We start from the raw sequence: 12,579 nt of genomic DNA, 5'->3' as shown, positions 1-12,579 counted from the left end.
ATTACCAGGAGTACAGGCATTTTATTTAACTATTTAATATGCATAGGAATTAATCTTTGTCCAAATACCTATACTCTTAATTTCTTTATAATCAGGTTTCCACATAGCATCTTCAATAGCATTTTCAACATCTTGAATATCTATTCTTGCAATTCCTTCGTGTATTGCAGCATGGGCCACTTCAATGGCTACGTATTTTGAGACTTCATGAAGTTTTTCAATGGACGGCAGCAGAGATGCGCCTGATGTGCTGGTATCTGACATTTTGGCAACTGCATTTGCTGCTGCTGCGAACATTCCTTTTGAGATGATTTCAGCTTTTGCAACAATTGCTCCGAGTCCAAGTCCTGGGAACACAAATGCATTGTTTGACTGCCCGATTTCATAGGTAACACCTTTGTATTTTACATCGGCAAAGGGGCTCCCAGTCGCAATTAACGCCTTGCCATCTGTCCATTTGATTAGGTTTTCTGGCACTGCTTCAGCCAGCGCAGTCGGATTGGACATTGGCATGATGATTGGACGTTCAACGTGCTTGGCCATCTCTTTTATAATATCCTCAGTGAAGGCACCGGCTTGTCCGGAAGTACCAATCAGGATGGTTGGCTTCACCCTTTGAACTACTTCCATTAATGAAATAATCCCTTCCTCATTCTTATCCCAGTCTTTAACTTCATCCACCTTTCTTGTATAAGGCTTCTGGAAGTTCAGAACATCTGGTGTTTCATCTGTTAGTAGACCCCGATAGTCTACAGCCCAGAAACGATCATAGGCTTCTTCTCTGGTCGACCCTTCTAGAACCATGGCATCTGCCATTTGGTCTGCGTTACCGATGCCGGCAGCCCCTGGTCCAAAGACAACAATGCGCTGGTCCTTCAGGGATTCTCCTGTTACTTTCAAAGCAGACATAATAGCAGCAAGAGTAACAGCACCTGTCCCCTGGATGTCATCGTTGAAGGTAAGGATTTTGTCACCGTATTTGTCCAAGATTTTTCGCGCATTGACGTTGCCAAGGTCCTCCCAGTGAATGAGAACCTCTGGAAAGAACTTTCTTGCAGTCTGAACGAATAAATCAATGAATTGATCATAACGATCACCGCGGACACGTGCGAATTTGTTGCCGATATACATAGGATCTGCAATCAAAGCCTGATTGTTCGTGCCAACATCCATCACGATTGGCAGAACACGGCTTGGATCAATACCAGCTGCAGCCGTGTACACGGCAAGTTTACCAATCGCAATATTAATACCGCCTATCCCTTGGTCCCCAATACCAAGAATGCTTTCAGAGTCGGTAACGACGATTAAATCAATACCATTTTTGGGCTTTCCTAGATTATAAAATGCCTTTTCAATGCCCTCAGGATTATCAATGGAAAGATATAAGCCACCTGGGTGACGGTAGCTATGGGAGTATGACTGGATTGCATCACCGACAGTAGGAGTGTAGATGATAGGAAGCATTTCTGCCAGGTGTTCTTTCAAAAGACTATAAAACAAGACAACATTGCGGTTATATAAATCATAAAGCAGCCCGTTTTTAAACAGATTCGTCGTCTGCATCGAATATTGTTCATAGACCCTATTAACTTGTTCATCAAGGGTGAGTACTTGTGGCGGTAACAGACCTTCAAGTCCAAGGTCTTCCCTTTCCTCTTTCGTAAAAGCTGTTCCTTTATTCAAAAAAGGATTGGAGAGAACTTCTTTTCCTTTTATTGTAGTTATAATAACATTCTCAGGTACATTCATGGCGTTTCCTTCCTTCTATCTTAAAATAGCTATTCCGACAATACCGCAACCATGTTAATAAAATTTTCCTTATCCCACTAGTTTTTTTAACTTAATGACCCTTTTTTGTAACTAAACAAAGCAGACAGTGAAACCGCTGACTGCTTTGTCTTTGTTTCTTTTTCAAATTGGCTTAAAAGCTTCAGCAGCATGACGGCCAGGATAACAGTAGATTTTTACTTTATTGTCATGCTGCCCCTGCAATTGATTTTTTAGCTTTTTTCTTTTCGGACATTTTAAATGCATAATTAACAATAATCGGACAGACTATTGCAGATACTACACATGCAGCTGCAACTTGTGCAGTAGCTCCTGGTGCTATGTGAGCTAAGGATGGATCAGCTGCTGCAACAACAGCTGGTGTAGCTACAGCGTTCCCTGCTGTTGACCCTGTTGCTAAACCAACGATAGGATTTTCTTTAAATAACTTCAAAAGTAAGTAAGCTCCAATTCCAGTGAATGCGGCTATTAATCCTAGTAATACGCCAGGACCTCCCGCTTTTATAATAGTTGAAAGATTCATTCCTGCACCTAATGGGAATGAGAAGAATGGGATTAATAATAATTTACTGCTTCCAAGGAACTTTCTCATATCAGGATCAATATTTCCTAAAATCATTCCTATCACGATTGGAATTAATACTCCTACAAGTGTTTGAAAAGGAATTGTGGCAAGTCCGGATGCACCTAATGCAACTAATGTAAAAAATGGACCATCTTTTAAAGAAAATAAAGCATATGCGCCTACATCAGTCTCGTCACCATACGATGAAGCAAGAGATGCATATAATCCACCATTAGCATTTAATAACGCTGCAAGGATGGCTAATGGTGATAATCCTAGTACTCCGGCAGGCCCAAAAATCGCTGCTACAGTTAAACCTATACCAGCACCCACTATAAATTTTCCTGTTAATAATATTGCACCTTTTTTTATTGCCTTTGGTGCTAATTTAAAATTAATTTGTGAACCAATTAAAAACATAAAACATGCCAAAATGGTAGATGATGCTTCTTTACTAAATAATGCCGTTGTAAAACTTCCAATTTTTAAAACTTGTGGGAAAAAGGTATTCGTTAATACTCCTAAAAAAAGTGGAACAACCATCATACCACCTGGAATTTTATCAAGCGTTTTCTTAATTGGGATTTGCATTTTTAACCCTCCTAAAATAGTTTTATAATCTCGAATGAATCCATTATTTTACCAATTTCTCCAATAATCGAAGAAAGCGGTTCCAATTTTCTTGCATGTTGTACTATGTTTTAATCTCCCTTTGTTTTGTTACCTGTCTATCATATTCGAATGAAAACCGTTTTCATAGTTTATGAAAGTTTAATAATTCTTTTTGAAACTAAAAAAAGTAAGCGATTTTAAAAATCACTTACAGAAAGTTTTTTATTAAGTACTCTTTAATTTGGTTATATTCATGCTGGTAAACAGGCCTTCCGATGGTCCCATATATAACCTTGACATCAAGGATTCCTAAATCCTTTAAGAAGTTCAGATACTTTCTCGCTGAGACCCTTGATATGCCCACAATATTCGCCACTTCTTCGGTGGAAAACGGCACCTCCTTCAATTCCTGAACCGCCTCCCAGACTTGCTTTAAGGTATCCTTAGTCAACCCTTTTGGAAGCTCTTCAACTATTGCAGCTTCATCCCTGTGCAAAAGATAATTATCGAGCTCCTGCTGGCTGACTGCTTCCAGTTTATCGGTAAATTGAGTCTCTTGCTGATAGCTGACAAGAGCAGCGTTGAACCTTTCAAATTCAAAAGGCTTTATTAAATAATCCACAACGCCGTACCTTAATGCTTTCTTGATTCGATCCAGATCCGATGCAGCCGAAATAATGATTACATCGATTTCAAGTTCATTTTTCCGGAGGTACGCCAATAGCTCTAGGCCCTGTTTGCCCGGCATAAAAATATCCAGAAGTATAAGCTGTATATCTTCCCTTCCGAGCAAAAGGATAGCATCATCAACTGAATTGGCTATTACAGCCAAACGGAACCCACCAATCTTAGAAAGGTATCGTTTATTGATTTCCGCCACCATAGGGTCATCTTCGACAATCATTACATTGATCATGCCTCTTCATCCTCTGCTTTATAAGGTATATACACCGCAAAATTCGTTCCTTTTCCCGGCTTGGAAGAAATGATTAAGTCCCCTTCTAGTCTTTCAATAGCCTGAGCTAAAAGATATAGCCCGAGCCCACGGTTATCTCCTTTCGTGGAGAAGCCTTTATCCAATATTTTATTTTGCATTGCTTTCGTCATTCCCATCCCTGTATCCTTAACCTCGATTGTTAAAATATCCTCTGCGTAATCAAGCTTTAAGTCAACTTTTTTGACAGGGCTGTCCGCTATCGCTTCCATTGCATTATTGACGAGATTTCCAATAATCGTTATCAGTTCTTGGGTGATTCCTGGGTCCACAGGCTGGGGAATCTTATTGGAGCAATCAAATGATAGTGATGCCCCTGATTCTCTTGCAAAACTTAGCTTGCCAATCAAAAATCCGGCTAGAACCGGCTCCAGGACATTCTTGGTTACAAAATCCATTTCCATTTCCCGGTGGTTAACCGTTTCACACACATAGTTCGCAAGTGTATCGTATTGCTCGGTACGGACAAGGCCAAGAATGACATGCATCTTATTCATGAATTCATGGGCATGGGCACGGAGGGCATCCGCATAATTGCGCACACCTGTGAGCTGTTCGGCCAATAACTGAACTTCCGTTTTATCACGGAATGTAGCGATTGCCCCAACCGTCTGATTATCCACCACTACCGGTACCCTGTTTACCAAAATAGTAACCCCGTGCAGATTCTGCTCCTGATCAAGCTCAGTTTCTCCAGACTGCAAAATACGGGTTAAACGAGTTTCAGGCAAATAATCTTCTATTTTGAGTCCCATTAGATCTCCTTCTAGGCCGGCTTTTTTAAAAAGCTTTCGGGCTGCCCTGTTTACAAGGGTAATTTTTCCTTCTTGGTCAATGGCTATAATGCCCTCACGGACAGACTGGAGCATGGAACTCCGTTCTTCAAGCAGCCTGGAAATAGCGAACGGTTCAAGTCCCAAAAGGATTTTTTTGATAAACCTGGCCAAGCCCACTGCACCAGTTATCCCGATCAGTATTCCGATTAATGTCCCGATCACCATACCCATCCGACCTTTGTGTACAGCCTTCGTTACGTTTTCCAAAGAAATCCCTACGGCAACTGCGCCGACTTGTTTTCCCTGTGAGTTCTTTATTGGGGTAAATGCCCGCATGGAAGAGCCGAGAATACCCTTTGAGATAGATACATACTCTTTCCCTCGAAGGGCTGGCCCTTCATCTCCTCCCCTGAAGCTCTTTCCCACTTCACTGGGATCCGGATGGGAAAGCCGGATTCCTTTCATATCCATGACGACAACGAAGTTAACATGCGTTAAATCTTTTATTTGATTGGCAAAAGCTTGTACTTCTGTCGAATTTGGTTTCCCCTCAAGAGACCCAATCACTTGCGGGCTAAGAGAAACCATCTTTGCAATATTGAGTGCCTTTTCTTTCTGTGTCTCTTCCACACTGGAGGTAATTCTCTTACTGATTAGCAAATCGGTTATACCAAGTGACAAAGCGACGACAAGGCATACAAAAATAATAATGATGGCTTGTAAACTAAATCTGCCCTTTTTCATAATCTCCTCCAGGTTATCTACTTAATTTTAGTATGAGTAAGGTTTATCCATTATATAATTAGAGACCGCGAAGCTCTCTGGAAGAGCTTCGCAGACTCTATATTAAATCATCTTATTAGAAAAATTGCACCCGCCATGAAGATAAGCCAGGTATGGTAAATAAATAAAGATGGAGTCAACGTAAAACTATTGCTCCATCTTTATTTATTATTCAATATTTAGGCTCTGTTTTATTATGCAGGACTACCTATTTTTAGCTTTCCCCTTGACTTCTATTTAAAACCTCATTTACTTGTGATAAGGCTCATTACGATTAATTCGAAACGCTCTATACACCTGCTCTACCAGTACCAAACGCATCAACTGATGAGGCAGCGTCATTTTTGAAAACGACAATGACTCATTAGAGCGCTTCATTACTTCTTGGCTTAGCCCAAGCGATCCCCCAATAACAAATGCCACTTTACTCTTTCCATATGTAGCAAGGCGGTCTAAGTTTGCAGCAAACTCTTCTGATGATTTTTGTTTTCCCTCAATTGCTAATGCAATTACATGCGTATCATCAGAAATTCTATCTAAGATACGAATTCCTTCTTTTTCTTTTACCATTTGCATTTCTGCTTCACTTAAATTCTCCGGTGCTTTTTCATCTGGTAACTCAACAATCTCCACTTTTGCATAGGCCGATAATCGTTTTAAATACTCTTCAATGCCTTGTTTTAAATATTTTTCTTTTAATTTTCCGATTGAGATAATTAAGATATTCACATATATTCCCCACCTTACAAACACATTATCCACAGAAGTTATCCACATATCCACATTTATCATCCACATATTGTGTGGGAATCTGTGTTCGATACAACATATGTCGCCTTATTTTGACAAAATTCACACGTTTTTTGCTCATTATCTTTATTATCCACAGTGTGGATAAATGGTGGTACTTCACATTCATCCACAATAATATCTAACGCTAATTCCACATGTTCTAAACAACAAGGTAATTTCATAATTTCACCTCACTTATCCACAACAGAAAACAGGAGGGGCTGCCTCCTGTTTTAATACTGCTGACTGCCTAATTTTACAGTTGTTGTTTCTCGTTTTGCACCACGATAAAATGTGACTGTCATTTTATCATTAATTTTCTTATTGTATAAGATTTTTCGGAATGCAATAATATCTTGCACTGCTTTTCCATCCACTGCTACAATGACGTCATATTCGTGTAAACCTGCATCCACACCAGGAGATGGACTTTTCACATCTAAAATACATACACCTTCTGTTACATTAGATGGAAGATGTAATGTTTTATCCCAATAATAATTTGGAATTTCATTTAAAGACCTTAATTCAACTCCAACGTAAGGTCTTCTTACTTTCCCATACTTTTCAAGATCATTCATAACTGGAACAGCTCTTGTGATAGGAATTGCAAGTCCAATTCCCTCTACCTCTTTTGCAGCAATTTTCATGGAGTTGATTCCAATAAGCTGCCCTGCTTCATTTACAAGAGCCCCGCCACTATTACCTGGATTAATGGCTGCATCTGTTTGCAATACTTCCACTTGCCAATCATAATGCCCATCTTGATCTAAATCAACCGGTACAATGCGTTCATTTGCTGAAATAATCCCTTGCGTTACAGTACCTGAAAATTCTAAACCAAGAGGGTTCCCGATTGCAAGCGCAGCTTCACCACGTTTTACTTTCGTAGAATCACCAAGTTCAATGACCTTTTTCGCATATTTTTCATCAATTTGTAAGACAGCTAAATCAGTTACAACATCAGTTCCTAAAATCTTTCCAGGAACTTTTTTTCCATCACTCAAACTTACTTCAATGCGATTTGCTCCTGCTACAACATGATTGTTCGTTACAATATATGCGTTTCCTTTTTCCTTCTTATAAATTACACCAGATCCTGTTCCTGCTTCTGAATCTGCTTCTGAAAAATTATCACGCTGAATATTAATAACACCAACCACTGCTTCTGAAGCACGATCAACGGCCTTAACAAAGCCATCTCCTGTATTCACAACTTGAGGAGCAGACTGCGCTATATACTGTTTCTCTTCACTTGCTTCAGTTTCTCGTGTTGTAGTCCAACCTAATTTTGAAAACGTTGGAATCGCAAAAGCAAATAATGTAGCACCAATGATAGTTCCCGCTACACCAGAAATAAAAATATGTTTATGCTTTTGCTTTCTTTTTCGTTTCATCTGAACATCTTCTTCATCAATAAAGGACATTTATGCTCACCTAGCCTTCCGAAAGCATTTATATTCTCCTTTATTGTTTACCAAAATGAAGAATTATACGTATTGAATTTTAGTTGGCGTTTTTGGATCTGTATCGTGCAGCTGAAATGCTTCTCCTACAGCAAGTCCTTTTTCTTCAAGTACTTGTTCAACAGACATACGGGCAAGTTCTTTCATATTATTGTCTAAACTAAGGTGAGCCAAATAAATATGCTTCGTTTCATCCGTAATCACATCAGTCATCGCAAGAGCTGCATCTTCATTAGAAACATGTCCTACATCACTCAAAATTCTTCGTTTAATGCTCCATGGATAACGTCCCATTCGTAGCATTTCAACGTCATGATTGCTTTCAAACACAAAAGCATTAGCTCCCTTAATAATTCCTTTCATTCGGTCGCTAACGTATCCCGTATCTGTAATAAGTGCTAGCTTCCTTCCATTATGATGAAACGCATAAAACATTGGCTCAGCAGCGTCATGTGAAACACCAAATGACTCCACTTCAATATCTCCAAATGTTTTAATCTCTCCAATTGAGAAAATAAATTTTTGCTCCGTTGGAATATTACCGATTAAATGTTCCATCGCGTTCCATGTTTTCTCATTTGCATAAACAGGCAAATGATACTTACGTGCTAGCACACCTAGTCCTTTAATATGATCGCTATGTTCGTGTGTGACAAGAATGCCAGATATGTTATTTATATCTATTTCAGCTTGTTGAAACAAGGCTTCTGTTGCTTTTCCGCTTAGCCCTGCATCTACTAATAATTTTTGGCGTTCTGTCCCTACATACAGCGCATTTCCCGTACTGCCGCTTGCGAGTACACTAAAATGCAAACTCATTTAGCCTCACTCCATTGCTCAATTTCCTTGTTGTCCTTACCTAATTGAATAATTTGTCCTTCTATTGCATTTACAAAGTAGTCCATTTTGTCTGTATACAAATTCCAGGTTGGAACAAGAACTTGTACATTTGAGGAAGAAGGAGCTACTACTGTTGCATATCCTAATTTTGCTCCTTTTATATGAATCCCTTGTTTCAATCCAGTTTTCGTATACAACGTTTCTAATGCATTTCGAGCAGAAATAATATCTAACTCTTTATTTTGGTCTCCCATCTCTTTAAATTCATATAGCATTGTTTGTGTATACGATATAATTTCTTTCTTTTCATTTAGTTCGGCAACAATCATACCATGTTGATTATAAAATAGCGGCTTATCCTTATATTTTTGAAAAAAATACACTTTCGACCCTTCCGCTTTTCCTGCAGCACTGTATTTTTGTCCATCAATTACATAAGAACGCAGAAATTCACTATAATTATCACTTGTTGTTGCTTTTGCATTCCAAAATGGCTCTTTAAGCTTACTTACAATGGTATTAGAATCTTGTAAAAACATCGTTTGATTTTTTAAAGAATGTATATCTTCATTAGAGAAACTCTTATTTTTTGCCATAATATACGTATCTTTCGTCGGTTCTTTCGGCAAATCCTCAGATGTAATTTTATCTGCTTTCAATTGTTCTTCAATATTCGTTTCCGTCATATAATCAAGTTGATCACTATCTTGTTTTTGAACGAACTGAAAAACAAGGAAGAGATCTAAAATGAAAAAGGTAACAATAAAAATTGTTTTAATCCTATTCCAATCCAATGAGCTCTCCCCCTTTCTCCACGCTCCATTCTAAAACTTTATCATCTTCACCATATACCACATACCAAATAGGTTTTAAATTTACTGCAGCAATTTTTTTTCCGTTCGGCCCTGCTCCTGGCTCTGGTGTAAGCTTATATCCTAAACGAATATCTTGAATTAATTTCATATCCACCTTTTTATTTTTCTCTAAAGATTGTATCACCGTCTTACCATCTGGAAGAGAGCTTGTTTGATCATCGCCATACTTTACTTCCGATAACTTAAACAATGGACGCTTATACGAAATTAATTCATCTACACCCCACACTTGTTCCAATGTCGCCATACCACTTTCATTAAATACAGGTAAGCTATCAACATATAAACGATACGTTGTTTGTCCTTTTTTGGAATTCATATAATCAAAACGATAAGCACCTGTTAAACCACCATGACCATTAATAAAATCAAAGCTACGTTGAACAAGCGTACTTCCATATATATGTGATTGGTCTGATATAGCTGAATTTGTGTACTGCAACATTTGCTTTTTCTTTAATACTTCCATAAGACGAATTCCATCTGTATATGTGTCTTCTTGATCATCGGACATTTTTTTTACATAACGAGGATCTGTAAATAATGCATTTATAAATATATCCTCAGGTATATTACTTATTAAGTACACGATACTCTGCTTATCAGTTTTCGTATCTGGCAAAAATATCTCTCTCGTATCACTTAATTCGTATTGAGAGTAGTCCCTTGCTTTAGCTACAAATTGATCATGTGCTGTTTCAAGCTCTTTAAGCGAAATTCCTTTTAATACCATATGATATACTTTGCGATTTTCATACGAAACGAAATATACAGGAATATTACCGTCCCGACTTCCTTGAAGATCAATCAATATACGATCAAAACTATATGACTCTGGAACTTTTTCTTTAATTGTAAAAACGTCTTTCATAGAATCTAAAGGTATATGGGTAGGAAAAATCATTTCAATCTTATTTTTACCACGAACAAAGGAGAGGAATTGATGTTTTGGGATATCATTTGATATATCCCTAAAATCATACAATTCTCCTCTCTCAAGTAATTTATACAATGGATTAATACTGTCTATATCTTCACTTCCAAGATGCGTATTCTCTTTATGAAAAAGAACTACGGAAGGAAAAATTACATTTGTAAGACTCTTCTGTTCCATCTCTGCATTATCTTGTAAATATTTTGCATTTTGCAACTTGCTAGAATCGGGTACATAGGTCCATAAATTAAAAGTAAGAAATACACTAATAACAACCAAGTTAACCAGCAAGACTGATTTTAAGTTCTCAATATTCATTCCCAGTCATCCTCTTCTTCCTTTTCCATTGGAAGCGTGAAATAAATGGTTGTCCCTTTTCCTTCTTCACTTTTCGCCCAAATTGATCCGCCGTGGGCTTGAATCATTTCCTTGGCAATTGCTAGGCCTAATCCCGTTCCACCCAATTTACGTGAACGAGCCTTATCCACACGATAGAAACGTTCAAAAACCTTATCAACATTCTCTTTTGGAATTCCCATTCCTTGGTCGCTAATGCTTACTTCTAACATATCTTCTCTTTCTCGTAACCGATATGTCACTGTTCCACCTTCTGGAGAATACTTTAATGCATTTGAAATGATATTATAAAGAACTTGTGTAATTTTATCTTCATCGATTTCAATAAAACGTGATTTCTTAGAAAATGAACGATTAAAAGATACGTTTTGTTCTTTTGATATCTCAAAACGGTCAATGATATTACTAAAGAATTGTGTAAAGTCCACCCATTCTTTCATTAAACGATATTCTGTACTATCTAGTTTTGAAAGCTGTAATAATGCATTGACCAGTCGAATCATTCGCTCCGTTTCTTCTTGTGTTACCTGTAAGAATTGCGGTGCAATATTCGGATCTTGCCATGCCCCCTCACCCAATGCCTCTAAATAGCTTCGCATCGTTGTTAATGGTGTACGAAGTTCATGCGAAACGTTTGCCACAAACTCACGGCGTTCTCCATCAATTCGCTCTTGTTCCGTCACATCATATAACACCGCAATGAAACCATTCACTTTTCCATTCTCTTTTTGAATAACAGAAAAGCTAGCTCTTAGAATATACGGCTCATCTCTTGTACTAAAATCTAAAATAACAGAATCTGGTTCTTCATATAAATTATCTAATGTGTATTCTTCTTGAATGCCTAATATTTCTAAAATAGATTGATCTAACGCTGTTTCACGTGAAACATTTAGCATTTTTTCTGCTGGATCGTTTAATAAGATAATATCCCCTTTTCGATCTGTTGCAATTACCCCGTCTGTCATATGAGATAATACAGACGAAAGCTTTCTTCTCTCACTCTCCATAGAAGAACGAGCTTGCTGCAATTTCTTAGATAAGTTATTAAATGCTAATGCTAACTGACCGATTTCATCATTGCCATTTACTTTTACTTTACGAGAGTAATTTCCCTTTGCCATTTCAATGGCTTGCTTTCTCATATCTGAAATTGGTCTTGTAATGGTTTGTGCCAATAAGATACCTAGTACAGCCGTTACCAACAATGCAATAACCGTTCCCGTTGCAAAGATTTGATTAATAAGCTTCATTTGTTTATAAACATCTTCCATAGAAGCAACAATATAGATTACAAAAGGTTTCTTATTATTTCCTTGAACAGGAGTAACAACAACTTGCACACGATTTCCTGTACTGCGGTCTATTTCCATTTTTTCAACAGTTTTTTCTTGCACTAAGGCTCGCTTTACCAGTAAATCTGTTGTTTTCTTTCCAACAATCCCTTGATTATATTGATGTGATGTCGCTAACACACGACTACTCTCATCAATTACCCGAACTTCTTGAATATCAGCTTTTCGATCAGAAGAAAAATCTTCTATACTCGTTTTAATCGCGTCTTCAAGAGTGGGATCTTTTGTTTTATCTCTTTCTTTCGCAAATTCCTGCTTTAAATTGTAAGCGAGTAAGTTCGTTCGTTGTGTTAATGATTCCTTAAAGCTCTTCACAAGATTCTTTTCTAACTCACGAACGAAATAGACACCAATAATTTGCATCGCCATTAAAATTAATAACATGTAAATTAATACGAACTTTAAATGAATGGACTGAAAAAAACCAACTTTCTTCATA

Annotated in this window: 11 protein-coding genes; all 11 read right to left on the bottom strand. The window is 37.8% G+C overall.

Annotated elements, in window-relative coordinates; genetic code table 11:
• Window positions 1-33 precede the first annotated feature (33 nt).
• The 11 genes from WAX78_RS09620 to walK all read right to left on the bottom strand — a co-directional run bounded on the left by WAX78_RS09620 (window position 34) and on the right by walK (window position 12,578).
• The gene (locus WAX78_RS09620) at window positions 34-1,752 is read right to left on the bottom strand and encodes an NAD-dependent malic enzyme (protein ID WP_336482060.1); all 1,719 of its coding nucleotides are present in this window, start codon (window positions 1,750-1,752) and stop codon (window positions 34-36) included.
• A gap of 226 nt (window positions 1,753-1,978) precedes the next feature.
• On the bottom strand, window positions 1,979-2,947 hold the full coding sequence (locus WAX78_RS09615) for a 2-keto-3-deoxygluconate permease (RefSeq protein ID WP_336482059.1): 969 nt from the start codon (window positions 2,945-2,947) through the stop codon (window positions 1,979-1,981).
• A 229-nt stretch (window positions 2,948-3,176) separates the two neighbouring features.
• The gene (locus tag WAX78_RS09610) at window positions 3,177-3,884 is read right to left on the bottom strand and encodes a response regulator (protein ID WP_336482058.1); all 708 of its coding nucleotides are present in this window, start codon (window positions 3,882-3,884) and stop codon (window positions 3,177-3,179) included.
• Window positions 3,881-5,482 (bottom strand): DcuS/MalK family sensor histidine kinase, encoded by a 1,602-nt coding sequence (gene dcuS / locus WAX78_RS09605; protein WP_336482057.1) that lies wholly within the window; start codon window positions 5,480-5,482, stop codon window positions 3,881-3,883. The genes WAX78_RS09610 and dcuS overlap by 4 nt, the downstream gene beginning before the upstream one ends.
• Before the next feature lie 288 nt (window positions 5,483-5,770).
• Entirely contained in the window at window positions 5,771-6,250 is a 480-nt protein-coding gene (rlmH, locus tag WAX78_RS09600; protein ID WP_336482056.1) for a 23S rRNA (pseudouridine(1915)-N(3))-methyltransferase RlmH, read from the bottom strand.
• 59 nt (window positions 6,251-6,309) lie between these two features.
• Window positions 6,310-6,495: a CxxH/CxxC protein gene (locus tag WAX78_RS09595; protein ID WP_098310129.1), complete on the bottom strand. Its 186-nt coding sequence runs from the start codon at window positions 6,493-6,495 to the stop codon at window positions 6,310-6,312.
• 51 nt (window positions 6,496-6,546) lie between these two features.
• A complete protein-coding gene (locus tag WAX78_RS09590; protein WP_336482055.1) occupies window positions 6,547-7,740 on the bottom strand; it encodes a S1C family serine protease in 1,194 nt (397 codons plus the stop codon).
• A gap of 63 nt (window positions 7,741-7,803) precedes the next feature.
• A complete protein-coding gene (locus WAX78_RS09585) occupies window positions 7,804-8,598 on the bottom strand; it encodes an MBL fold metallo-hydrolase (protein ID WP_336482054.1) in 795 nt (264 codons plus the stop codon).
• Window positions 8,595-9,413 (bottom strand): two-component system regulatory protein YycI, encoded by an 819-nt coding sequence (locus WAX78_RS09580; RefSeq protein WP_413789181.1) that lies wholly within the window; start codon window positions 9,411-9,413, stop codon window positions 8,595-8,597. Before WAX78_RS09580 ends, WAX78_RS09585 begins: the two co-directional genes overlap by 4 nt.
• Entirely contained in the window at window positions 9,400-10,746 is a 1,347-nt protein-coding gene (locus WAX78_RS09575; protein WP_336482053.1) for a YycH family regulatory protein, read from the bottom strand. The genes WAX78_RS09580 and WAX78_RS09575 overlap by 14 nt, the downstream gene beginning before the upstream one ends.
• Complete coding sequence (walK, locus tag WAX78_RS09570) at window positions 10,743-12,578, bottom strand: cell wall metabolism sensor histidine kinase WalK (protein ID WP_336482052.1); 1,836 nt, start codon at window positions 12,576-12,578, stop codon at window positions 10,743-10,745. Before walK ends, WAX78_RS09575 begins: the two co-directional genes overlap by 4 nt.
• Window position 12,579 lies beyond the last annotated feature (1 nt).

Source organism: Bacillus yunxiaonensis (assembly GCF_037104695.1).
Lineage (GTDB): Bacteria > Bacillota > Bacilli > Bacillales > Bacillaceae_G > Bacillus_A > Bacillus_A yunxiaonensis.
Note: the sequence above shows the minus strand (reverse complement) of the source record. Positions and strands in the feature narration are given on the sequence as shown.